17 protein-coding genes are annotated in these 24,880 nt (G+C 43.5%); 4 read left to right on the top strand and 13 right to left on the bottom strand.

What is annotated here, in order from left to right:
• Positions 1 to 36 precede the first annotated feature (36 nt).
• The 3 genes from AAEY72_RS01845 to AAEY72_RS01835 all read left to right on the top strand — a co-directional run bounded on the left by AAEY72_RS01845 (position 37) and on the right by AAEY72_RS01835 (position 2,576).
• Positions 37 to 510, top strand: a complete 474-nt coding sequence (locus tag AAEY72_RS01845) for a hypothetical protein (RefSeq protein ID WP_352309236.1) — start codon at positions 37 to 39, stop codon at positions 508 to 510.
• 287 nt (positions 511 to 797) lie between these two features.
• Positions 798 to 1,661 (top strand): 16S rRNA (adenine(1518)-N(6)/adenine(1519)-N(6))-dimethyltransferase RsmA, encoded by an 864-nt coding sequence (gene rsmA, locus AAEY72_RS01840; protein WP_352309235.1) that lies wholly within the window; start codon positions 798 to 800, stop codon positions 1,659 to 1,661.
• A gap of 78 nt (positions 1,662 to 1,739) precedes the next feature.
• Positions 1,740 to 2,576 (top strand): symmetrical bis(5'-nucleosyl)-tetraphosphatase, encoded by an 837-nt coding sequence (locus tag AAEY72_RS01835; protein ID WP_352309234.1) that lies wholly within the window; start codon positions 1,740 to 1,742, stop codon positions 2,574 to 2,576.
• A gap of 53 nt (positions 2,577 to 2,629) precedes the next feature.
• Here the strand turns inward: AAEY72_RS01835 and AAEY72_RS01830 are convergent, their stop codons facing one another.
• The 8 genes from AAEY72_RS01830 to AAEY72_RS01795 form a co-directional block, all read right to left on the bottom strand.
• A complete protein-coding gene (locus AAEY72_RS01830; RefSeq protein WP_352309233.1) occupies positions 2,630 to 5,119 on the bottom strand; it encodes a site-specific recombinase in 2,490 nt (829 codons plus the stop codon).
• 277 nt (positions 5,120 to 5,396) lie between these two features.
• Positions 5,397 to 7,181: an acyl-CoA dehydrogenase C-terminal domain-containing protein gene (locus AAEY72_RS01825; RefSeq protein ID WP_352309232.1), complete on the bottom strand. Its 1,785-nt coding sequence runs from the start codon at positions 7,179 to 7,181 to the stop codon at positions 5,397 to 5,399.
• A 580-nt stretch (positions 7,182 to 7,761) separates the two neighbouring features.
• Positions 7,762 to 9,555, bottom strand: coding sequence for an acyl-CoA dehydrogenase C-terminal domain-containing protein (locus tag AAEY72_RS01820; protein WP_352309231.1), 1,794 nt, complete (start codon positions 9,553 to 9,555; stop codon positions 7,762 to 7,764).
• 379 nt (positions 9,556 to 9,934) lie between these two features.
• Positions 9,935 to 11,647: a putative bifunctional diguanylate cyclase/phosphodiesterase gene (locus AAEY72_RS01815; RefSeq protein WP_352309230.1), complete on the bottom strand. Its 1,713-nt coding sequence runs from the start codon at positions 11,645 to 11,647 to the stop codon at positions 9,935 to 9,937.
• Between the two features lie 366 nt (positions 11,648 to 12,013).
• The gene (locus AAEY72_RS01810) at positions 12,014 to 12,886 is read right to left on the bottom strand and encodes a 16S rRNA (uracil(1498)-N(3))-methyltransferase (protein ID WP_352309229.1); all 873 of its coding nucleotides are present in this window, start codon (positions 12,884 to 12,886) and stop codon (positions 12,014 to 12,016) included.
• A gap of 205 nt (positions 12,887 to 13,091) precedes the next feature.
• Entirely contained in the window at positions 13,092 to 13,940 is an 849-nt protein-coding gene (locus AAEY72_RS01805; protein WP_194618616.1) for a methylenetetrahydrofolate reductase, read from the bottom strand.
• A gap of 13 nt (positions 13,941 to 13,953) precedes the next feature.
• Positions 13,954 to 15,378 (bottom strand): adenosylhomocysteinase, encoded by a 1,425-nt coding sequence (gene ahcY, locus AAEY72_RS01800; protein ID WP_201593560.1) that lies wholly within the window; start codon positions 15,376 to 15,378, stop codon positions 13,954 to 13,956.
• 288 nt (positions 15,379 to 15,666) lie between these two features.
• Positions 15,667 to 17,592 carry a TonB-dependent receptor plug domain-containing protein gene (locus tag AAEY72_RS01795; protein ID WP_352309228.1) on the bottom strand — a complete coding sequence of 642 codons (1,926 nt, stop codon included), beginning with the start codon at positions 17,590 to 17,592 and terminating at the stop codon, positions 15,667 to 15,669.
• 406 nt (positions 17,593 to 17,998) lie between these two features.
• On the opposite strand from AAEY72_RS01795, the gene AAEY72_RS01790 reads away from it, so the two are divergent.
• A complete protein-coding gene (locus AAEY72_RS01790) occupies positions 17,999 to 19,942 on the top strand; it encodes a mechanosensitive ion channel family protein (RefSeq protein ID WP_502945342.1) in 1,944 nt (647 codons plus the stop codon).
• Between the two features lie 55 nt (positions 19,943 to 19,997).
• Here the strand turns inward: AAEY72_RS01790 and AAEY72_RS01785 are convergent, their stop codons facing one another.
• The 5 genes from AAEY72_RS01785 to AAEY72_RS01765 all read right to left on the bottom strand — a co-directional run bounded on the left by AAEY72_RS01785 (position 19,998) and on the right by AAEY72_RS01765 (position 24,440).
• Complete coding sequence (locus tag AAEY72_RS01785; RefSeq protein ID WP_352309226.1) at positions 19,998 to 20,630, bottom strand: DNA-3-methyladenine glycosylase family protein; 633 nt, start codon at positions 20,628 to 20,630, stop codon at positions 19,998 to 20,000.
• Between the two features lie 193 nt (positions 20,631 to 20,823).
• Positions 20,824 to 21,555 carry a Smr/MutS family protein gene (locus tag AAEY72_RS01780; RefSeq protein ID WP_010201940.1) on the bottom strand — a complete coding sequence of 244 codons (732 nt, stop codon included), beginning with the start codon at positions 21,553 to 21,555 and terminating at the stop codon, positions 20,824 to 20,826.
• 108 nt (positions 21,556 to 21,663) lie between these two features.
• Positions 21,664 to 22,539, bottom strand: coding sequence for an indole-3-glycerol phosphate synthase TrpC (gene trpC / locus AAEY72_RS01775; protein WP_352309225.1), 876 nt, complete (start codon positions 22,537 to 22,539; stop codon positions 21,664 to 21,666).
• Positions 22,540 to 22,611: 72 nt separating this feature from the next.
• On the bottom strand, positions 22,612 to 23,733 hold the full coding sequence (gene trpD / locus AAEY72_RS01770) for an anthranilate phosphoribosyltransferase (protein ID WP_189581797.1): 1,122 nt from the start codon (positions 23,731 to 23,733) through the stop codon (positions 22,612 to 22,614).
• Positions 23,734 to 23,816: 83 nt separating this feature from the next.
• Entirely contained in the window at positions 23,817 to 24,440 is a 624-nt protein-coding gene (locus AAEY72_RS01765) for an anthranilate synthase component II (RefSeq protein WP_201593622.1), read from the bottom strand.
• Positions 24,441 to 24,880: the final 440 nt, after the last annotated feature.

Below are 24,880 nucleotides of genomic sequence, written 5' to 3'. Positions count from 1 at the left end.
ATGCTTATTTCTATATCGTCATAGAGGTGAAATAACATGACAACATTTAATATGAATAAACCAGAAATAGAGCAAGCTGCTATTGAGTTTAAAACGGCGCTGATAAATTGGAAATCAAGAGAAGGTATTATAGGGGCTTTCTCTACATATCGTGATCAATGGACAGACGAAGATGTGAGTAAAGCTGTAAGTAAGGAAACACAAGTTATTAAACCAGTATTAGAAGCCTTCGAGCCTGTATACCGTCTAGCTATACAGGGTAAAATAGAGAAACCTTTTTCCTTTCAAAGTTATATGATGACTTATGTTGGTAGAGTACTGGGCGATGAGTTGTCATGGCCTGAAGTTCGCGAGCCGTATCAGAGAATGATTAATAGTTTGAAAGGTGGGTTAACTACAGAAGAGCTCATAGACAGTATTTACTACAGAAATAATTTATTACCAGAGCATTATGATCAAGCGGTTAAGGAAATTGTAGCAGAGGGTTGGACTCATAATTACCCACAATAATTACTAAGAATGTTTTTCAATAAAAACCGCGAGACCATCCCAGCTTAATCTAAAGATTAAGCTGACCTTTCACATTAATAACTTTTATCTTATTCCCATAATCGGACGTTATGGCAAATGATTATGAGGATAAAAAGTCTCGGGTCGGTTGCGCTAAGGTATGAGTAACTTATTGATAAAATGTCTCAAAAACACAGCCTAATTATGAGCTGTGGTATAATTTGTCATTATAATACCAGCATATTGCTGCCATAGCCCATTTCTCTTTTATACATTAAGACTCTTTTATGTCCAAAACCTCGTTTGATGCCCAAACCATTTCCAGTAGCCTACGGGCTGCCAAACACCAACCGCGTAAACGCTTTGGTCAAAACTTCTTACATGACCGTAGTGTTATCCGTGAGATTGTTGAGAGCATTCGCTTAGAGCGCGATGACAATTTAATCGAGATTGGCCCAGGTATGGGTGCGCTGACTGAGCCGTTATTGGCAGAAGTGGATGCGATGACGGTCGTAGAGTTGGATCGTGATTTGGCGGATAGCCTGCGTATTCGTATCGGTGCCAATAGCCATCCGAATTTTGAAATTATCAAAGACAATGCTATGCATGTCGATTATCGTGAGTTGTATAGCGAGGAGCGCGGTAAGCTACGCGTGGTGGGTAACTTGCCATATAATATTTCTACGCCGATACTTTTTCATTTGCTCAGTTATGCCGATGTGATTCAAGACATGCACTTTATGTTGCAAAAAGAAGTCGTTGAGCGCATCACTGCTGACGTTGGCAGCAAGACGTATGGTCGCTTGTCGGTCATTATGCAATACCACTGTGATACGGATTATTTATTAACTGTGCCACGTGGCGCATTCAATCCGCCACCAAAAGTCACCAGCGCTGTATTTCGCCTGACGCCGCATATCAACAAACCTATCGTCGCAGAAGACGAAGCGTATTTTGCGATTGTGGTACGCGAAACCTTCAACCATCGTCGCAAGACCCTACGTGCTATTTTTAAAAAATCAACCTTGTTGCCGACGTTGAGCGAGGATGACTTTGCCGCTTGTGGTATTGATCCACAAGCACGCCCTGAAGTCTTGAGTGTGAAAGATTTTGTCAATTTGAGCAATCAGGCAGGCAAAGTAGCAGATTAATTCATCATCCAAAAATAGTTATTTAGATATGAATAAAAATCATCGTATAAAAGTCATCACATAAAAGATAGAGGATTTATGAGTTTTCGCCACCAGTATGTCATCGGTGATCTGCAAGGTTGTTATGCGGCGTATCTTCATCTACTCGAAACATTGGATTTCGACCCTACTCAAGATAAGTTGTGGTTTGCAGGTGATTTGGTGGCACGCGGCGAAGACTCACTGAATACGTTGCGCGATGTCAAGGCGCTTTGTGAGCAAGGCGCTGCGGCTACCGTATTGGGTAATCATGATATTAACCTGATCGCTGTTTGGCGCGGTGCCGCTAAAATTAAGAAAAAAGACAAGACTGCACCAATTTTTGCTGCCGATGATTGTGATGAGCTATTACATTGGTTACGTCAGCAGCCGATACTGGCTTATCCTGATGCCAATACCGTACTGGTACATGCGGGCATCCCACCGCATTGGACTATTGAAGCAGCAGCGGACTATGCCCAGCAGTTAGAGGCGCAATTACAAGGCAGCTTAAAGCAGCTTGATCGGTTGTTGCCACACTTATATAGCAAGACGGCCGATGATTGGCATACAGGTATCAACGGCTTTACCAAAATGCGCGCGATTACCAATTATTTTACCCGTATGCGCTTATGCAAGCAGGATGGCACGCTCGAATTTAGCTTCACAGCAAGCTTAGATGATTCGATGCCAAAGGACTTTTTGCCGTGGTTTGAGTGGCAAGTACCGCGCACGCGCAAGATATTGTTTGGTCATTGGGCCGCGTTAAAAGGTGAGATTGATCTGCCACATGCGCGCGCTTTGGATGGCGGCTGTGTCTGGGGAAATCATTTATTAGCCTATCGATTGGGCGACGAAGAAGTAATAACGTCAAGTGCTCATTGTCATCCGCCATAATTATGGCAGCTCATTAACTGGAGCGTGTCATCGAAACCACCAGAACCACCCATTTAACTGGGCAGATTGGGTGGTTTTTTCGGTTTTGGCAGTGGGGTTTTGGCATCGCCAGCACCTTTGCTATCAGAGTCAGTATTGTCTGCCTCATCGCGGCTTATTTCATTACTACTAGTCGCAAAGCTATCAAGCGTCTTAGTGCTTCTATCATATTGAATGTCATCGGTGTACGGCACACTATTGAGGTTGTCATCCATCAGACCATCATCGAGATCGATTACTTGTTTGGCCATAGTTGAATGGACGGTGCTATACGCTTCACGACTAGTCATCTCAGGATCAGAATTACTGTCTGATGTTTGATTGTCATATTGTATGTCGGTCACTGCTGGATCATTTTTCATACTGCCTTGCATGGATTTGGGCAATATTTTTACGTCCGATAAGCGGCGCACAACATAATTAGCAGGTATAGGCTTGCCGCCTTTTTGCCCTGAAGTATCATCAAATATCATACGACCTTGGCTATCGATACGAGCATATTTCATCGGTTTGTCGCGTGGCCAAAAAAAGTCAGATGGGTGACTGATAATATGACCAAAAACCAATTTGGTGAGACGTCCCCATTCAAAGAAGCGTACTTCTTTTGAGCGTAGCGCGACGAACAAGGCGAGGGAAAAGCTGACAATCAAGTTGACGATACCGATAAGAGCAACACCAAGAATGGACAGTAAGATGACGTTCCAGCTTATATCATCAGCGGACATGTTAAACAGTCCATGTGCCAAGTTGGCTGAGGCAAAAGCAATGTGGCGAATATCAATTGGTAAGCCGAAAATAAAGCCGATAGTGGCAGTGCTGCCTAAAAATACCCCGAATAAGAAGTTGCCCATGATGGCACCCAAATTCGCTTCTACAAAGCCGCCAAAGCGCTGTAGCCATGATTTAGGCAAAAGTATTTTGAGCAACTTATGCCGCTGTATACGTGCGCCCACATGGTTATAAACCGCTAAGTTGTCATAATAACCAGCGATCAGACCCGATAAAAATAAATAGACACCAGCAATGGCAGCGTGGGGAAGGGCGAGCGAGCGAAAAGGATCAAGATCATGTAGGAGATGCCCAGCCTTCTCAGTATCAATCATCGGCGTACCTGTATATTGCAGCCAAGCAAAAGAGATAATAAGAGCGACCGGTACCGCTAGCATTACATTACCCATGATAGCGACAAACTGGGTACGTAAAATATCGACCACCAATTCTGACAGCTTGGTTAGCTGATGAGACTTCTTGCCAGAGCCATCCGATATAGTGGAGGCAATAGCCGCCGCCGTCATGGCAGGCTGCTTGGTAGCAACGGTACCGCGAATGACATGAATAAAGACAAAACCCAAGCCATAAATCATACTGTTGATAAATGCCCGACCCATTGGTGCGAGGGCTAAATGATAAGCCAATATCTTGGTGGTCGCCATAAAAGCAATGATAAAGCCACCGATAGAGGCCTTTTTAAACATCTTCTGATAACCAGATTTATCGGTGCTAATGTAATGCTCACCGACACGGCTCGCGTTTTCAGTCACTTTACGCGAGAGCAGCTTGGTATTATTATCAATCAAATAGCCGATACTATAGCGACGATTGGCAGTGGTAATCAGCGTTTGTATCAGTTCAATGACGGCCAGATCACGCTTGTTATAATCATCAGTCACCAGTTCAGTCAAGATACGCATACGCTGCAAGCTTTGGTCGAGGCGCAGCATCATATTGGTCAGTCGAATAGAAATACCCGTCTTATAAATACGTTTGCGAACCGTGGCAACGATATCTTCGCATTGCTCAATCATGACAAGCAACGGCGCTGGATCGACGGCTTTTTCGGGGGTGATATCAGTCAAGGTATCAAGCTCATGCGCCTGCCTATATTGATTGACAAATAAGACTGCTTCTTGATTTTGGGCCACAAAAGAGGCTGAGTAGTTCAGCATTTGCGGGTAAGAATCCATCAAGTCAGGATGCAAACCAAGACCGCTGATGCGATAAGATAAAATGATAATCGCGTTTAAAATACTGTTTTTCGCCGTGGCGACTAGATCTAAGTGTTCTTCTTTGACTCTCAGTAATTCAACCAGCTCATCCCATTTTTCTTTATCGATATTGGCCAACCAACGCTCATCAGAACGCTTATTAAATAGGTAACCAACCAACTCAACCACGGAGTCCTCTTGCGGTAGTATTGGCAAAAGTCGATGGCCAACTAAACGGCGCAAACTATTAAAAAATCCCTGATCCGACATAATGCCAGTATCGGTATAAAGTGCAATTTGCCGGTACTGGATAATGAGCTTTAATACAAAGCTGGCAAGGCCGTCGCCATATTCTGGATGCTGACGAATGACATCAATGAGGTTCTGAATATTATCATTGGCCAAGACAGGCTCTTTTTCAGTGACCCGTAGCTCATCTATTAAGCGTTTTAGTACCGCAGGATCGGGTACATCACTTAGCGCCGTAATTTGCTGTAAAATGCGTTTTAGTTCTGGCACGTCGCATCCTTTATCATGGTGGTTTCAACCGTTTTTATTGTTAGATTTTGAACATTGTTATCTGGCGTACAACATAGGTTATGACTACAAGCTTGGTAATACTATGAAGTAACTTAAGCGATAGTTTGCTTTGCGTTATTCTAATCGGAACGATGCATCGATAGTTAATTATTTTGTTAGCAGTTATTTAAAAAATATTTTTGGCAAAAAAAGGGACAGTAGCGATACTGTCCCTTTTGTCATGATACTTTAATTATTAAAAATTAAACATCGCTGATTAGTTAGCAGGTACATCAAAGTAGTCAAGATCAAAGTTCATCATAGGATCGCTACCTGCTTGCACCATTTGCGCATGCGCATCGATACGTGGCAATACACGACCAACGAAGTAGTCAGCAAGCTTGGCTTTGTTCGCGTAGAACTCGCCTTCTTGACCGTCAGCAGCTTCAACCATCAACGCAAACATATACGAGTAGCACAGGTAGCCAAAGGCATGCATGTAGTCAACGGCACAGCCATTGATTTCATTTTTACGTTCGCCAATGTTGCTCAGCACAGTTTTAGTCAATGCTTCAATCGTATCAGCAGCATCCAGTGTGGCTTGTTTGATGCCATGGTTGGCTTGCATATTATTGACAAAATCACGAATTTCACCTAAGAAATGAGTGACGTACTTGCCGTTATTGCGCGCAACCTTACGACCTAGTAGGTCAAGGGCTTGAATGCCATTGGTGCCTTCATAAATCTGGGCAATACGTGTATCACGAACGATTTGTTCCATACCCCATTCGCGGATATAGCCGTGACCACCAAATACTTGCTGACAATCAATAGTGGCTTCTAATGCTTTGTCAGTCAAAAATGCTTTGGCAACTGGCGTGAGTAGAGCAACACGAGCGGAAGCCGCTTTGGCTGCTTCTGGATCGGTACTAAACTTTTCTTCATCAAGGTTCTTGGCAACATACATTGCAAAGCAACGTGACGCTTCAGTATTGGTCTTAGCATTTAACAACATGCGGCGTACATCGGCATGATGGATAATTGCATCCGCAGGTTTTTCTGGGCTTTGCAACTGGGTATCACTACGACCTTGACCACGGTCATTGGCATAAAGTGCCGCATTTTGATAGGCAAGCTCAGCACCACCAAGGCCTTGCAAACCCATAGTGACACGCTCATAGTTCATCATAATGAACATAGAAGACAGGCCTGTGTTTTCGGCACCAACCATCCAGCCTTTGGCACTATCAAAGTTCATCACACAAGTAGCAGATGCTTTGATACCCATTTTGTGTTCGATAGAACCGACTGCCAATGTATTGCGTTCACCCAAGCTGCCATCTTCATTGACCAAGAATTTTGGTACAACAAATAGCGAAATGCCTTTTGAGCCTTCTGGTGCATTGGGTGTTTTTGCCAATACTAAATGAATAATGTTTTCAGTTAGATCGTGCTCACCGCCCGTGATAAAAATCTTAGTACCAGAGATGTCATAGCTGCCATCATCGTTAGGTACGGCTTTGGTCTTGATGATGCCTAAGTCAGTACCCGCATGTGGCTCTGTTAAGCACATAGTGCCAGCCCATTCGCCGTTGTACATTTTTTCTAGATAGGTTTGCTTTTGCTCTTCAGAGGCCGCTGCATTTAGGCAAAGCGTTGCGCCTACAGTTAGGTTAGGGTAAAGGGCAAACGATTGGTTAGCGGTAAAAACCATCTCTTCGGTGAGCATGGTTACCATTTTTGGAAAGCCTTGACCACCGTATTCAGAGTTACCACTTAAGCCAACCCAGCCTGACTCAGCATATTGCTTATATGCTTCTTTAAAGCCTGTTGGGGTAGTGACAACGCCATCACCCTGAAAAGTAGCGCCTTCTTCATCGCCACTACGGTTGATGGGTAGCAGAACGTTTTTGGTCAGTTTTGCCATTTCTTCTAAAATCATATCGACAGTGTCCATGTCAACATGAGCCAAATTGTCGTTGTTTTGCCAAAATGCATTCGCATTAAAAACATCATTTAAGATGAAGCGCATGTCATTAAGAGGGGCATTATAAACAGCCATCAGCAGTCCTTTGGTTCAAATGAATAAAAATTAAATACATTAGGGTCTGTTGAACATTCAAATGTGGCACTGGCGGTGGCTATTTTTTAGACAATACGCAGTGAAATTTTTGACGCCTAGTCATTCTAGGTTAGACAATTTCGCCATGTATTGGCAAAAAATAGTCCCGCCCCGAAGGGCTGATGCTAAAATCGCACCAAACGTTGTTATAAACCTAGCTAAGGTCTCGACATTATCATCAGTTTACGCCTAGTTTGGTGCGATTTTAGCGATCAGCAGTCCGAATATTTGAATGTTCAACAGACCCTAAGATTATCGGTTGTTCTTTTTGAGTTAACCTTAATGGCTAATAGCTAAAGTTTAGCAAATTAGAGGCTCAGCTTGTGTATTTCTTCGTGAATTGTGCGTACACCAAAAACATTTATCATGCGAAATAATGGCTTTAATAGGCTTTAATAGGCTTTAATAGGCTTAAAAGGAATTGATAATACGCAAATCGGCAACATACTTTGGTATGTTGCCGATCGAAATTACGATAGTGGTGCTAATTCAATAAATCTTTGATAAATTGATGGCTTACTTAAAAGGCAAATTGATCAACATCCATGCTCATGTACGGCTCAACACCAGTGCTGATGCGCTCTACATGTGTGGTGGTACGTGGAAGCAATTTAGCAAAATAGAACTGAGCCGTCTTGATTTTAGCATCATAGAACGCAGGTTCGCTGCTGCCATCAGCAATAGCAGTTTGTGCCACAAGTGCCATACGTGCCCATAAATAAGCCAGAGTCACGTAACCACTGAAGTACATGTAATCAACTGCCGCACCGCCTACTGCTTCAGGGCTTTCAGTGGCTTGCATGCCAATGCGCGCTGTTAAGTCGCCCCATTCTTTTAGATGCTTAACCAGTGGACGGATAAATTGACCCATCTCATCATTTTCTTTGTTTTCATCACAGAAGTCTTGGATGACTTTGACAAAGTTTGCAAGCAGCTTGCCTTGTGAACCCAATACTTTACGGCCCAATAGATCAAGTGCTTGGATTTCAGTGGTACCTTCGTATAGACAAGCGATACGGGTATCACGGACGTTTTGCTCCATACCCCATTCGCTGACAAAACCGTGACCACCATAAACCTGTATACCATGGTTTGCCGCTTCTAGACCAGTCTCGGTCAAGAAGGCTTTGGCAATAGGCGTCAACAATGACAGCATTTGATCAGCAAATTTAAGCGCTTCGCCTTCACCTTTTGCGACAGTATCCGCAAAATGTGAGAGATAATAGACCAATGCACGGCCACCTTCAGCAAAGGCTTTTTCGGTCAATAGCATGTTGCGAACCGCTGGATGTACAATGATCGGGTCAGCTACTTTTTCTGGTGCTTTGGTACCTGACAAAGAGCGCATGGCCAAACGATCTTTGGCATAAGTCAATGAGCCTTGGAATGCGTACTCTGCTGCAGTCAAGCCCTGAACAGCAGTACCGATACGGGCAACATTCATAAAGGTGAACATGCACTGTAGGCCGCGGTTTTCTGGGCCAATTAGGTAACCTGTTGCGCCATCGAAGTTGATGACACAAGTGGCAGAGGCTTTAATGCCCATTTTATGCTCGATAGAGCCACAAACGACATTGTTACTATCGCCAACGCTGCCATCTTCTTGAACCGTCATCTTAGGAACGATAAACAATGAGATGCCTTTTGTGCCAGCAGGTGCGCCTGGTAAACGCGCCAATACAATGTGAATAATATTGTCGGTTAAATCATGCTCACCAGCTGAGATAAAAATCTTTTGACCAGTAATGCTATAGCTACCATCTTCTTTTGGTTCAGCTTTGGTACGGATAATACCCAAGTCAGAACCAGCGTGTGCTTCGGTCAAACACATCGTACCTGACCATTCACCGCTGATCATTTTTTCTAAATAGATGTTTTTCTGCTCATCAGTACCATGGTGTTCGATAGTTTGGATCGCACCATGTGATAGGCCTGGGTACATAGAGAATGACCAGTTAGCCGTACCAACCATCTCATTGATGACTGTTGATAATGAAAACGGCATGTTTTGACCACCGAATTCTTCTTCAGCAGATAAAGCAGGGAAGCCAAGCTCACAATACGCTTTATAGGCTTCTTTAAAGCCCTTTGGTGTCGTTACTTTGCCGTTATCAAATTTGCAGCCTTCCGCATCGCCGCTTTGGTTCAATGGTGACAGCTCATTTTCAGCAAAACTTGCAGCCATTTCAAACAGGCTATCCATTAGCTCGCGGTCTGCTTCTTGAAATGCAGGTAGCGTTTTGTAATGGCTTTCGCTATCGAGTAGTTCATGCATAACGAATTGAATATCACGTAAAGGTGCTTTGTATTGCATAACTTCCTGTCCTTTTGTAATGCAATCAATAATAGCTGGTCGTCCTATGACAGCGCTAGGGTTTAGCGCATGATGCAGGATTGACTATATCCAGATGGTCTGTTGAAGTCGCAGACCTATCTAAGGTATCGATTGCATAAAATAGTATTGAAAAGAATGGTGATTGTTAGAGTCAGTTTGATATTTAGTAAGCTCTAACAAATTCACTATAAAAGATAGGCTTTCATAGGCGATTATACAAGTTTGGTAACAGCACTGATAAGTCATGAACCTACCTTGCATCCGTTATGCAATCAACGTTAGGCGAAAAAAATAATAATAATAATCGACTAAAAAATGGTTGGCTCATTCTCGATTAAAATACTGACTAGGGCGTGTCTCATTTAGACAAATATTGCTGCGTTAACATTTCAGTTGCGATATCAGCAGTCACGGGTTTACTAAACCAATAGCCTTGTCCATATTTACAACCCATGTCTAACAGTAAATCGCGTTGTTGCTTGGTTTCGATACCCTCAGCGATGACCTGCATATCAAGCGCCACCGCTAACTCTAAAATAGCCTTGACGATCGCATATTGGGTACGGTCAGTTTCAATCTTAGAGATAAAACTTTTATCGATTTTGATAAAGTCAAAAGGATACTCTTGTAGATAGCTTAAAGAGGCATAACCTGTACCAAAATCATCCAGCGCTAAACAAATCCCCAACTCTTTTAGTAAATTGAGCTGTTTATTTACATTAGCATGGCGCTGTATTAATGAGGATTCTGTTACCTCTATATGTAATTGATGGGTATGGATATCGTGCTGTACAAATAAATTGCTCACCATCTCAAAGAAATCAGGATGGCTAAATTCAGCAGCATCGGCATTGATACAAATATGTTGATCGAAGCCAAGTTTTTGCCAAATAGACAACTGTTCCGCAATTTGAATCGCCATTTGTGAGAACAGCTCAAACGACAGTTTGTGCGTGATGATGGCATTCATAAAGTGGACAGGTTTTAGCAGCCCACGAGTGGGATGCTGCCAGCGTACCAGCGCTTCAAAGCCAGTAATAGCCCCAGTATCTAAGGAAAATTTCGGTTGATAATAGGGTACAAACTGAACATCATTGGTGGCAGCTCTAAGCTCCGCTTCCAACTGTAAGCTATTGGCAGTCGCTTCATCGATGGTTTTGTTGTACCAACAGATGTCGTCACCACCTTGCTGTTTAACATACTGTAGGGCTTTCTCAGCTTTGGTCAATAACCCTATCATTTCGTAATCATTTTCAGGGAAAAAACTGACCCCAACTGAGATATGACAATAAATGGCTGTATCTTCTGCTGGCTCATTACTGACGAAAAAAGGGTGCTCACACATTTGCATTAAGAGGTCTAATTGATTGCGTACGGAATTGGCATCAGTGCATTCGAATAATAGGGCAAAGTCATCACCACCAAAGTGTGAAAAACAATGCAAACCCTCGAGATTTAGGGTTGTAACCCGTAGTACGAAGCTTTTTATGAGAGTATTAATACCGTCAGGGCCGAGTAGGCTTGCGAGGTTACGATAACGATCAATGTTTAGGCGTACAATCACGACTTCTTGATAACTTTCTAACAATAGCTCACTGGTCTGACTCAAAAAAACCTTGCGGTTGGGCAACCCTGTCAGTTGATCGTAATTGAGTAGATGAGTCATTTGTTTTCTGTCTTTTACGACCGACGACATATCGCGCACCACACCGATATAATAACCCGTTTCTCCCACGTAGATGCTTCGGTAAGTGATATGGCAATTCAGAACTTGTCCATAGCGAGTCGCTATCGAAAAGTCAATTTCATAAAATCCCTTACTGTCTAAATGACTGGTAAGATCATTTAAAATAGCTTGCTCTTCTTTTGATAAAAACTCAGCCGCATATATACCAAGTGGTCGCCCCAGCAAAAAAGATTCACTGTAACCAATCATAATCTCGTAAATAGCATTGACCGACAGATAACGAAAGTTTGCGTCTAAGATAAAGATAGCGTCTTCATATTGCTCACATAACTGTGTCAGCAGTTGCTGCTTATCTGAGAGCGGTAGGGTGGTAAAAGTAGTCATAATTGGACTCACTAAGTCAACGTCAAGTCTAAAAAATTGGTCAGTCATTGCTAGCAATAACCACCGTCAGTCATATGGATTACCTAAGCTCAGCGGCTCAAGCTATCTCCCAGTTTGCAAAGCAATAAGAAGCGTTGTATCAGAGCACTTCATTTAACCTAGGGCGTGTCCTTAATCTGAACGAAAGCGAATAAATTGGTTAAAAACGGCTAAATCTTGCCAAACTGCGTCAAACAGTTAGTCAATATCCTGATATTCTCTGCGCTGCTTTCTTTGTTTAGCTGCAATTTGTCTCATTTTTATCACCATTTTTAAAATGAGGACATGTCCTAGTAATCAGCATATATACAGAATGGTGTGTGGTGATTAATGGCTAAGCGCGTGCAACGTTGCCAATGCGACGACAGGCGCGGTCTCTGTTCGTAGCACGCGATTACCGATCTGCCAAGGCGCAAAGCCTACTGTTTGTGCTTGCACTGACTCGTCATTACTGAGACCACCCTCAGGACCGATTAGCAGCTCAATGTAGGGTCTGTCTTGTGTTAGTGCGGTTGAGAGTGTCTCTGGTTGCAGAGGTTGTCCCGCTGCTGGCACGCTCATCATTAAGCGGCTATCTGCTGGCTGGTTTAATACTTGATAATAAGGGGCTTCACTGAGGGCCGCGACAATAGGGCTAACCGCAGCGCTGACAGATATTGCTGTGTCTGTAGCGTCGGTCGCTGAATCACGTAACCAGTCATTGATAGACAGTGGTGCAAGGATAAGAGGAGGGCGATTGAGGCCGCATTGTTCACAGGCGGCGATAGCGATTTGTTGCCAATGCGCCAGCTTTTTTTCGACTTGGGCGGGTTTGAGATTGACTTCGCCGTGATGGCTGCTAAGGAGCTGAATAGCAGTGACACCAAGCTCAGTGGACTTTTGAATGGCATAATCCATCCGTTCACCGCGACTCATCACTAGGGCGATTTTAGTCAATACAGGGGCGCTGCGGTCATCTGTTGAATGACTGAGTAAGGTAACCGTTGCATTTTTTTTACTAATCGCTTGTAGCTCTACCTGATATTCGCCGCCAAAGCCATCAAACAAAATACCTTGATCACCGATATTTGCGCGTAATACTCGGCACCAATGATGAACGATGCTGTCTGTTAATTCGACACTAGCACCAATAGATAATGCGCTAAGGGTAGGAAAGGTGGTGTTCAAATCGTTACTGATAGCATAAAAAAAACGTCGCACAGTCGTTTAGTCCTTTAATTGAACAATAATCCCTCTCAACATGTTAGCAGAATATGAGTGGCGGAGGGAAAGGTATTGTCACAGGTATTTGGGAAATAAAACAGGTCATATAGAGCAGTTGTTAAGACAAGATAGATCATAAGTAAAACGAAAAAACTGGCACTCCGAAGAATGCCAGTCATTTAACAAGAAGTTCAACAAAGGTCTAAGCGGTAAGTCCCAACGCTTCAACCAAACGCTTATTCGGCTCAACCTTATTCATGCTATAAAAATGCATGGCAGGTACACCCTCATTGATTAAACGCTCACATAGACGATATACCACATCAAAACCAAATTCACGGATGGCCTTGCGGTCATCACCAAAGTCAGCCAACTGCTTACGCACATAACGCGGAATATCAGCGCCACAGCTATCGGCAAAGCGTACCAAGTTACTTGAGTTGGTAATGGGCATAATGCCAGCCACCAATGGCTGTGCTACGGTATCAATCCCACGCTTTTCTAAGGTATCACGCAAATATAAGTAGCTATCGGCGTTATAGAAAAACTGGGTAATCGACGCATTGGCGCCCGCTTGGTATTTATTGACCAAATTGTCAACATCAAACGCAAAGCTACGCGCTTGTGGGTGCATCTCAGGATACGCGGCCACTTCAATATGGAAGTGATCGCCTGAGTGTTCACGAATGAATTTTACCAAATCGACAGCAAATGGTAGTTCACCCATACCCACCTGACCTGAAGGCAAGTCACCACGTAGCGCGACTAGGCGCTTGATACCTAAGCTTTTGTAGTGCTCAAGCAATTCAGCGATTTCTGCTTTATCATCACCAATACAAGACATATGCGGCGCAATGTCAGTATCGCCGCGTGCACATAGTGCTTGAACGATATCTAAAGTGCGGTTACGGGTTGAACCGCCAGCACCGTAGGTCACCGAAAAGTACGCAGGTGATAGCTTATTCAGCTCATCATAAGTGCTGAGTAGCTTTTCATGACCCAGTTCGGTTTTGGCCGGAAAAAACTCAAAGGAGAAAGCAGGCTTAGTCACAGTCTGGCTCCTTTTAGTATTTATAAGCGTCAGGCTTAAATGGACCTTCGACAGGTACACCCAAATATTCCGCTTGTTTATCCGTCAGCTTCGTCAATGTACCGTTAAAACCGGCAACCATGGCAGCAGCGACTTCTTCGTCCAGTTTCTTCGGCAATACTCTGACGTATAAGTTGTCAGTGCGCTCATCAGCTGGCAAGTCAGCGAATTTTTCTTCGAACAAATACATTTGCGCCAATACTTGGTTGGCAAATGAGCCGTCCATCACGCGTGATGGGTGACCCGTGGCGTTACCAAGGTTCACTAAGCGACCTTCAGCAAGCAAGATCAAATAATCATTCTCATCGTCTGAGCGGAAAATTTGATGCACTTGTGGTTTAATCTCAACCCAGCGCCAGTTGTCACGCATGAATTGGGTATCGATTTCGGTGTCAAAATGACCGATGTTACAAACGACTGCACCAGGTTTCAGTGCTGCAAGCATATGACGATCACAAACATGGTAGTTACCAGTGGTGGTAACGATCATGTCAGTGTCTTCTAGCAGACGCGTGTTGATATTTTCTGCGCCGCCAGTGTTATCACCGTTAATGTAAGGTGACAATACTTCAAAACCGTCCATACATGCCTGCATGGCACAGATAGGATCGACTTCTGATACACGTACGATCATGCCTTCTTGACGTAAGCTTTGCGTAGAGCCTTTACCCACATCGCCATAACCGATGACTAGAGCGCGGCGACCAGCAAGGAACATGTCGGTAGCGCGTTTAATCGCATCGTTTAAGCTATGACGGCAGCCGTATTTGTTGTCATTTTTAGACTTAGTAACGGCATCGTTGACATTGATGGCAGGTACTTTAAGCGTACCTTTGTTTAACATCTCAACTAAGCGATGAACACCAGTAGTGGTTTCTTCTGAGATACCATGAATGCTATCAAGAAGCTCAGCATAATCATTATGAATCAAAGCAGTTAAGTCACCGCCGTCATCCAAAATTAGGTTGGCATCCCAAAGTTGGCCTGATGCTTCGCCGCCAACGTGAACTTGTTGACGTAAGCACCATTCATACTCTTCTTCTGTTTCGCCTTTCCAAGCATAAACAGAGATACCAGCAGCAGCAATCGCAGCAGCAGCATGATCTTGAGTTGAGAAGATGTTACATGAGGTCCAACGTACTTCAGCACCTAGCGCGACTAGTGTCTCGATAAGTACGGCAGTTTGGATGGTCATGTGGATACAACCAGCGATTTTCGCGCCTTTAAGCGGCTGGTCTGCTTCGTAGCGACGACGCAAGCCCATTAGGGCAGGCATTTCGGCTTCAGCAAGGGTGATTTCACGGCGGCCGTAATCAGCAAGGCTGATGTCAGCGACTTTATAGTCAGTGAAAGAGGGATCGATCGTATGGGCAGATGGTGTAGTAGACACTGCGTCCATAATATGCTCCTATCAGTGGTTAACGTATGATAAAAAGAATAAAAACGCAGGTGCCGTTGTTTGCGCTGTGAGCGACCAAAATAGGGCGCTCGACAGTTAACCGAGCCTAACATAACCTATAATTTGCATGATTTTAGTCTCTCAATGCAATATCTATGGTCATGGCGCAACACCTCTCGGAGGTCGTTATTGTAATAGATGACGGGTGAAATGTCACCCACAAAAAAGACCATCAATCGATGGTCTCTTGTAAGTGCATCACGAATAACTAAGTGCAAGCCAGCAACGTTAGAACCAGTTGTACGTTAGTGAGGTAAAGAAGTTAGTGCCGTCAGTGTTATAGCCAACATCGGTTGTATAGTCTTCATTAGTGATATTATTCAAACGTGCAGTCATAGATAGGTTATCAGTCAGTTTGTAGTTACCACTGATATTCAGTAATCCATAACTGTCTATAGATTGAGCGTCAGTATTGGCAACTCTACTGTAATAATCACCCACATACTGATACTCAGCGCGTACATCTAAACTTGGCAGACGGTAACCTACATATACTAAACCTTTGTGTTCAGGACGGTAGGGTAGGTGGTTGTCATTATAATCAAAGGCATTCTGATTAAAATCTACTCTGCCAGTATAATCGCTCTTATCTTTAGCATCTTGATAATCATAGCTACCACCGAACAAATAGCTATCAACAACCCAGTCAGAAGTTAAGGAGATACCTTTAACTTTGGCTTTATCTACATTGACAGCTGTGCCTTCAGGAAAAGAGATCAAGTCTTCTACATCATTATAGTAGCCAGTTAGGCGTGTAGACTGTAATGGCGTACTGTACTCAACAAAGGCTTCATAGTTGTCGCTAGTTTCAGGTTTTAGATCAGGATTACCGCCGTATCCAGGATATATATCATTGAAAGTAGGTGCGCGAAATCCTTTTGCATAGCTAGTACCAATACGCCAGTCAGGGTTAATATGGTAAGCGGCACCTAGATTATAAGTAGTTTCATCACCATATTGTGAGTTGTCATCATAGCGTAGGTTTGCTTGGGTATCGAACTTATCATTAGCTAAGACATAACCTAAAAAGGCACTGGTCACATCGCGATCATCGATTTCATAGGCACTACTGTCTAGGCTTTGATTTAGGTACTCAACGCCATAAACACCTTGGCCGACTGCAAGTTGATGTTGACCTACTAAGCTGATTTGGTCTTGTTTAGTATCAAATACCCCACCATACTTACTGGAAGAGTCACTCTTATCAATCGAATGACCATATTGCAATTTTAATGAAGAGCTTGGCATATAGCGCCAGTCTACATAAGCTTGAGCGCTACCGTTTTCTTGGTCAGCATGTGCATTCTTATAATCACCATCATCAAAATCGGTTGTTGACTTGCTGTATAACGCACTTACGCCTGCTAGCCATTGATCGTTAATGCGTTGATTCAAAGCAATGCTGAAATTATTGCTTTCAAAGCTATCTTTATCTTTATTATAAGTTCCAACGTTTGAAGGTACGGTGGCATTGATACCATCTGACTCGTTGCGGCTGGCCGACAAGCTTAGCGTGGTGCCAGTAGTATTGGCAAGCTGTGCACTAACACCATATAAATATTGATCATTTGAACCAATGCCAGCGGTAACCGACATGCTGCTTCGATCTACATTGCTGCCTTTGGTGAATACTTGAATAACACCACCCATCGCATCAGCACCGTAGATACTAGATCCTGAGGCACCATATAAAATCTCGATACGGTCAATCTGATCGGCAGGCAATAAGTTAAGTGCTGCGCCACCATTACTAACAGAGCTATAGCGTACGCCATCAATCAATACTAAGATTTGCTTGCTATCGTAACCGCGCATATAGAAGTTTGAGGTGGTACCCATGCCACCATTCGTGTAATGACTGATACCGGGCTGCTGCTTAAGTACTTCAAGAGCACTTTGACCTTGATAACGTTGCAACTCTTCCTTATCAACCACACGAGTTTGGGCAATGGTATTGCTAATTTTGGTAGGAGTGCGGGTGGCTGTTACAACAATTTTATCAAGCTCGACTTGTGGCAGCTCACTATCATTGACTGTCTCTAAGTCAGGGTCAGATGGCGTGACAGCCATGGCTGTATTTACGGCAAATACGCCAAGTGCGCTTAAAATACAGCACCGCAAATAAGTAGACGAAGAAGAGCGTGTTAACAACATAATGATTCCCAAGGTTACAAAAGCAAAAGTTAAGAAGGTAAAATTTACAAAAAACAGTAGACAAGTTACACAGGGTTCATTATCTATAAATATGCTCGCTTTATAAACCAGTTTTAGCCAATATTTATTCATGATAAGCTGAGTAATTTTCATGATGGCTGATCATTGAACCATTCTAAAGCGATGCACAGGGTATTTATTGCTTAGCAACTGTGCTCAGTACCAATAATTGCTTATCATTAGAAACATTGTTCGGTAGAAAAATTTGTAATCAAAAACACGACAGTTAGTTATAATTGCTATCATGGCGGCAGGTTGTGTTGATCATTGGCTATTTAGGCAATTTTCTCTTTATACCTACGTCTATCTATAAATTAAGAGGTTTGTTTTGTCTATTGAGCGTCGTATGAGTCCTACTAGCTTACCTTTACCCTTAAAAGTATCATTATCAAGAGTCATGGTAGTGGCCACCTTGTTGCTGACTTTATTGTGTAGCCTGATACTGCCGAATGCTGCCTTCGCGGCTGAAGCTGGCGTGTTGGGACTTGGCGGGACTAGTGAGGCGAGCAGTGAGCCGATACCTGATTCCTTTGGGCGAGATACGCCGCGACATACGGTGCAGGGATTCATTAGTGCTTTAAGCGAAAACGATTATTTATTGGCGAGCAATTATCTTAACTTATCAAAGTCTGACAATCCAACTACCGTGGTGCGTCAATTTAAGCAAGCACTCGATGCTGGTGGGCGTTTTTTACCTGACTTGCAGCTCAATAATACGCTTGAAGGCAATTTAACCGATCAATTGCCACCCAGCCAAGAAAACGTCGGTGTCATCAATATCGGTGAAAAAAGCGTGCCGTTGTTATTAGAAAGAGTGGTGTCTAATAACAATGATCAGTACTGGCAATTTTCAAGTGATACGCTCAGCTCAGTACCAGAAGTGATAGAAAATACTGAACCGACCTTGGTATCTCGCTATACGGTTGATTCACTGGACGGCAAGAAGGTTTTTGGTTATCAATTGGCTGACTTGGTTGCAGCGCTAACCATGATTGTGAGCAGCTTTGTACTCACTTATATTATGGTTTGGCTGTTGTACCATCTATTGAGAATCACTTATCCTCACATACGCGGTGTACCGTTACCATTACCTGATAAGGTGATATTGCCACTTGCTGTCGTCATTATGGCGTTGATATTATCCGAAGTCATGGTCTATGCAGGCGTGTCAGTCACATTACGTGAGCCTATCAATCGGTTTACCGAGGTTGCATCATGGCTAGCGACAACGTGGTTATTACTGCGTGTCATCGATGCGATATTCACGCGTGCCGTCAACTTAAGCTATAAGAAAAACCATACTGAACGTGTCTCAATCTTAGGACTGCTACGCAAAGTCGTCAAAGCATTGCTGCTTATATTTGCGGTCATTGTCTTCTTTGGTAATTTGGGTTTTGATTTAACGACCGGTATTGCTGCATTGGGTGTGGGTGGACTGGCTTTCGCTCTTGGTGCACAAAAAACCATTGAGAACCTTGTTGGTAGCGTTGTAGTTGTGGCGGATTCGCCAGTACGTATCGGTGATTATTGTAAATTCGGTACTTATGAAGGCACCGTTATCGATATTGGTATTCGCTCATCACGCGTCCGCACATTGACCCGCACCATTGTCACCGTACCCAATGGCGACTTCTCGTCCATGCAAATTGAGAACTTTACCTCACGCGATATGTTCCGCTTCTTTCATCAATTGTATCTTAAGCGTACCGCTGATATCGACGTGGTTTTTAAGATGGTCAAGGATTTGGATGAGTTTTTGAATGAGCATTATTTAACCAATAATGAATGGAACCAAGTGAACATTTTAGAGCTGCGCCAAGACTGCTATGTGATTCAATTACAAGCTTATATTAATGCCAACGACGTCATGGAGTTCTATGACAAGCAAAACGTGGTATTCGTTGATGTACTAAACCAAGTCGCAAAATATAAGGTTGAGCATGCTTTGCCAACACAGCAGTTGATTGTCAATCAAGCTGAACTTGAACATCATATGGAAAGTAATACAGTTGAATCGGTAGAAGAAGATACCTCACACAGCAGTAGCAATACGGATGATGGTGAAACGAATGTAAGCTTAGACAATCATGATCACTCTAGTAACAACGGCAGTGTTGATATTAATAAAATCAGCAACAAAGCGAGAGGTGATAATCAGAAATCATCGATGGCAACAGTAAGCAGGGAAGGTGCACTCAAAGCACTGAAACACAAAAGTCGTATGCTAAGAAAAAGTAAGTTTAAGCACACCAAAAGAAAATTTGGTTTTTCTATATGGAACCAGCCTTAAAAATGAGTTTTCTTTATATGGGCAGATATTCTGTATGGAGAGCTATTATAGGGAACTATAAAGGTACGGCAGTTTTATCACGTAGTAAGCCGTAATATGACCATAGAAGCAGGCTGGCAGCGCTACGATGTGGTGACCAGATTTCGGTCAATCCCTTTAGCTGTTTCGGTGTCGGGCGTTCTGCTAGACCTAATACTGTCATCGCTGCGACTTTAATCGCTAAATCATCGACCGCCAGTATGTCATCGCGTTTTAGAGAAAACAATAAATACATCTCAGCCGTCCAACGTCCAATGCCAGTGACTGCTGTGAGTGTCTTTATAGCCGCTTCATTTGGCATGGTTGTTAAGGTAGTAAAGTCTATATCATGCGCTACTAAAGATCGGACATAGCGCATCTTTTGCCTAGATAAGCCTTGTGCTCGTAACGTTTCGTCCTGTGCTTCAGCAATAGCCTGAGGGGTTGTCAAACCTGCCGCAACCAGCTTTTTCCAAATACTGGCCGCGGCTGCTACTGATAGCTGTTGACCCACCATCGCTCTCATTAGTTGCTCAAACCCACCTGCATTGTGCCTAAGACTGGGCATCCCAACTTGCTCATAAACAGGAGCGAATCTTGGTTCGATGGCAATCAAAGCAATGATATGCTCTTCTAACTCTTCAGTGTTTTCAATAGTTTGTAGACTCATAAACATCTTATCCTCATTGATTTAGATACTGCTAAAGCTATAGAAAAGTAATATCGATACATCAGCCATACCGTCGCATTTTTAGGATGTTTTGACTATAGACGCCAACAATGATGTAGATAGTTTTTTTTGATAATGAGCATAACAAAAAGGACTGCCAATAAGCAGTCCTTTTTATGTTTAACGATGCAGCTTATTCGCCATCAGTTTTAGGTTTTTTAAGCAGTACTAATACCGCGCCGTTTCCACCATCTTTTGGCGGGGCAGAGCAAAATGCCAGTACTTCTGGCAATTGACGTAGCCAACCGTTGACGCAAGTTTTTAAAATAGCTTCGCTACCTTTACCATGGACTATTTTTACCATAGTTTCATTATTTTGCTTTGCTTGGCTCAATAGTTGAGTCATGGCAGCGCGTGCTTCATCAATGGTGCAACCATGGATATCTACCGCATCATACCAACGCAGCTTGCCCTGTTTGAGCTGGGTAAAAATTTTATTTTGTAGGGTCGGCTGCTTGTAAGACAGATAAGCTTCGCCAGCCACAGGATTGAGTAGCGCCTGCATATCTGATAAGCCAGCGCCTAAATCACTAGCCTCACTACCTTGCGCGGCAGCACGTTTCGAAAGTGTGGCGGCATCAGGTTTACGCGCTTTTGCGGCGTTGGCAGGGGAGCGGACGTTTTTGTCATCGAGCTGATTGACGCCATGCATCGCTTGCATAAATAGAACTTTATCGTCGTCGATATGCTCACTGTCCAACTGTTTGACAGTCTTTTTGACTTGCTTTTGGGTGAGTAACGAGACAGGTTCTGTAGGCTTTTGATCTTCACCTTCAGGTGAATCGGTATCACGGCCTTTGCTCAGCTGTCCTTTTAATTCTTTGAGTTGGTCTTGCATTTCTTTTGAAAATAGAGAATTTGACATAAAAGTTAACGTATCGTTGATTGATGAATAAAGGATTGAACAATCCGTATAGCACACGCATTGTTCAAGCGATCTAGCGTCTATTGAAGCTTGAATGATTGAGTTACTTTACCCGTCTGCTGCGCTGCCCGCAAGTAAGGATTGTAACGCTTGTCCAGGGTGATCCGTTTTCATAAATTGTTCACCGATCAAGAAGTGTTGAATGCCTTGCTCCAGCATCAAACGGATGTCACCGCTGCTATGAATGCCGCTCTCGGTAACGATAAGGGGTTTCTGTGCTGTGCCATCAGCATCGGTAGCCAATGCTTCGAGCAAAATATTTTTTAGGTCAAGCGTGGTTTGTAGATCAACGTCAAAAGTATTCAAATCACGATTATTAATACCATAGATATTATGATCAGAGCGTGGCAATTGTAAGGCGCGCTCAAGCTCGGCCTTGGTATGTACTTCAATCAATACGTCCATGCCCAGTTTGATACTCAAGGCATGGAGCTCTTGTACTTGCTCATCGTCGAGGCAAGCCATGATTAATAATATGCAATCTGCACCCATTAGATAGGATTGATATATTTGATACTCATCAATCATAAAATCTTTGCGCAGTATCGGCAGGCTTGAGGTATTAGCTGCTTGAATAAGGTAGCTATCATCGCCCTGAAAATAATCGCGATCAGTTAGTACTGACAGGCAACTGGCACCAGCTTGCTCGTACTGCTGAGCAAATAGCGCGGGTGCGAAGTTATGGTTGATAATGCCTTTAGAGGGAGAGGCTTTTTTAATTTCAGCAATGATACCGATACCGCTCTCTTCAGTACTGATAGCTCGCAATGCCTGAGCAAAACCTCGACGCGGTTTATTATCAGCTGCGACCTTGGCTTGTAAATTTTCAAGAGATAGTACCTCTTGAGCCTTTTTTACTTCTTCTATTTTAGTGGCGACAATGCGCTGTAGCACTGAAGGTATGTCTGAATGGGTTGTGGTCATGCTGGTATCCGAATATCGTTAGATGAAAATAGACAGTAATGGTAATGAATGCACTACATTAGTGCTTGCAAGCTAATCCTGAGCCGCCAGCTGCTGTGTGTATTTGGCTAAAGACTCAAGCTTGATTAACGCATCGCCATTTTGTAGTATCTGCTGAGCACGGCTAACCCCATTAGGATAGTTGCTGGCAAGCCCTGCGGTGTATATCGCTGCGCCTGCATTTAGAGCAATCATATCGCGGGCTTTGAGTACTGAGCGGTCGTTGGTTTCTGCGCCTGATAGAGCGGCGCGTATCAGCTCAAGGCTTTGCTCTGGTGAGTCTACATCGAGCCCAATCAGCGTTTGTGATTCGATGCCAGCATCTTCTGGCATCATCTCATAAACGGATATCTCACCGTTTTTTAACTCAGCGACAGTGGTAGAGGTGGCAAGGCTGATTTCATCTAAGCCATCTTTTGCGCCAACCACCATGACATGACGTGCGCCTAGGTTTTTCATGACTTTGGCGATAGGTTCACACAGTTGAGCGGTAAAGACACCAATGACCAAATTGGGTGTGCCAGCAGGGTTGGTTAATGGCCCTAAAATATTAAAGATAGTACGCGATTTTAGCTCACGGCGTATAGGATTGGCATAACGCATGGCGCTATGGTGATTGGGCGCAAACAAAAAGCCGATGCCTTGGTTTTCGATACAGTCTTTTGCTTGCTCTGGGGTGAGCGACAGACTGATACCAGCCTGCTCAAGTAAGTCTGAGCTACCAGACCTAGTAGAGACCCCGCGATTGCCGTGTTTAGCGACTTGTGCTCCCGCAGCCGCCACAACAAAGGCCGATGCCGTCGAGACGTTGAATAAATTAGCGCCATCACCGCCAGTGCCAACGATATCGACTAGATGTTCACAGTTTTTTGGTTCGATATTCGCCGCCAATGCACGCATGGCGCTGGCTGATGCCGTAATCTCATCGATGGATTCACCTTTCATGCGTAGACCAGTCAAAATAGCGCCCATCATAGCGTCGCTACATCTGCCTTGCATGATAATCAGCATCACTTGATACATCTCATCAAAGGTCAAATCAATGTGCTGAAAAATTCTACCTAAAGCGGTCGTCAGTAGTTGATGTGTTTCTGTATCGGACAGTCTCTCAATACTATCTGGCGTGTGCGTTTCTTCTATTTTCGTCGTACTCATTATGGTCTCGCTTAATTTTATTTTTTATATGGATCTATAAGGGATTTGGAATAGAGTAATCAAAGCAAGTACTTTAGTCAAAACTAACCAACTTGCGGTAGCTTGTCTGAGGCTAGTACAGCCAGATTGTGAGTCTGCAAAAAGTTGTTGAGTAGCTGATAACCAGCCTCGCTCAAAATAGACTCAGGATGGAACTGTACACCTTCTATAGCAAGTTTTTTATGACGGATACCCATGATTTCCTCAATGCTGCCATCAATATTTTGTGTCCATGCGGTCAGCTCAAGACACTCGGGTAAACTGATCTTATCAATGACGAGTGAATGATAACGCGTGACTTGTGAGGGATTAGGTAGGCCTGAAAATACGCCTGTGCCATTGTGGTAAACGGCGGATAAACGTCCGTGCATCACTTCACCTGCTTTGACAACCTGTCCGCCAAATGCCTGCCCAATGGCTTGATGTCCCAAGCAAATGCCCAGTATAGGGATAATGCCTTTAAAAGTCTCAATGACGGCTAACGAAATACCAGCGCGGGATGGGTCACACGGTCCTGGGCCAATGACAATGGCATCGGGAGCTAAGACCTTAATTTGATCGATGGTGATCTGATCGTTACGCCACACAGTGATGTCCTGCTGCAACTCACCGAAGTACTGTACAATATTGTACGTAAAGCTGTCGTAATTATCGATCATTAGAATCATTGTGTTCAACTTATTGATTTTTAGGTGTTTCTATAGTTGAATTTGTCTGCGCTACTATTGCCTGCACTGCTATGGGTTACTGTCCATGCATGATGCCATACCGCTATAAGAGTGACAGCTGCTGCTGTGGGATGCCGTTATCTTACCATTATTTCGTCCTCTATCAAATATGGCGCATGATGATGAGATTACTAAATAACTCTAGATATTAAATCGCACCAAAATAGAGCGAGTTATTACCATTACATTAATAATCACACTAATTTGGTGCAATGGTAGTGCGGTTCATTGCTCTATATAAGGAGTGTTAAAAAGATAATCATCGGAATAACAGTCTTCATATGTGTGTATTTTTTATGATAAGTTATTGTATTTGCTATCAGTAATGCTGTTGCCTTAGCCATTAATACCATTCGGTTCTTAGAGAGTTGGCATAGCCC

Source organism: Psychrobacter sp. W2-37-MNA-CIBAN-0211, assembly GCF_040309405.1.
GTDB classification, from domain to species: domain Bacteria; phylum Pseudomonadota; class Gammaproteobacteria; order Pseudomonadales; family Moraxellaceae; genus Psychrobacter; species Psychrobacter glaciei.
This window is presented reverse-complemented; position numbering and strand designations above follow the sequence as displayed.

Excerpts from the sequence above, each read along its gene's own strand:
- AAEY72_RS01845 (WP_352309236.1), top strand. The coding sequence starts at position 37 with ATGACAACATTTAATATGAATAAACCAGAAATAGAGCAAGCTGCTATT.
- ahcY (WP_201593560.1), bottom strand. The coding sequence starts at position 15,378 with ATGGACGCAGTGTCTACTACACCATCTGCCCATACGATCGATCCCTCT.
- AAEY72_RS01820 (WP_352309231.1), bottom strand. The coding sequence starts at position 9,555 with ATGCAATACAAAGCACCTTTACGTGATATTCAATTCGTTATGCATGAA.
- AAEY72_RS01825 (WP_352309232.1), bottom strand. The coding sequence starts at position 7,181 with ATGGCTGTTTATAATGCCCCTCTTAATGACATGCGCTTCATCTTAAAT.
- AAEY72_RS01780 (WP_010201940.1), bottom strand. The coding sequence starts at position 21,555 with ATGTCAAATTCTCTATTTTCAAAAGAAATGCAAGACCAACTCAAAGAA.
- trpC (WP_352309225.1), bottom strand. The coding sequence starts at position 22,539 with ATGACCACAACCCATTCAGACATACCTTCAGTGCTACAGCGCATTGTC.
- AAEY72_RS01835 (WP_352309234.1), top strand. The coding sequence starts at position 1,740 with ATGAGTTTTCGCCACCAGTATGTCATCGGTGATCTGCAAGGTTGTTAT.
- AAEY72_RS01795 (WP_352309228.1), bottom strand. The coding sequence starts at position 17,592 with ATGTTGTTAACACGCTCTTCTTCGTCTACTTATTTGCGGTGCTGTATT.
- AAEY72_RS01815 (WP_352309230.1), bottom strand. The coding sequence starts at position 11,647 with ATGACTACTTTTACCACCCTACCGCTCTCAGATAAGCAGCAACTGCTG.
- AAEY72_RS01785 (WP_352309226.1), bottom strand. The coding sequence starts at position 20,630 with ATGAGTCTACAAACTATTGAAAACACTGAAGAGTTAGAAGAGCATATC.
- AAEY72_RS01765 (WP_201593622.1), bottom strand. The coding sequence starts at position 24,440 with ATGATTCTAATGATCGATAATTACGACAGCTTTACGTACAATATTGTA.
- trpD (WP_189581797.1), bottom strand. The coding sequence starts at position 23,733 with ATGAGTACGACGAAAATAGAAGAAACGCACACGCCAGATAGTATTGAG.
- AAEY72_RS01790 (WP_502945342.1), top strand. The coding sequence starts at position 17,999 with ATGAGTCCTACTAGCTTACCTTTACCCTTAAAAGTATCATTATCAAGA.
- rsmA (WP_352309235.1), top strand. The coding sequence starts at position 798 with ATGTCCAAAACCTCGTTTGATGCCCAAACCATTTCCAGTAGCCTACGG.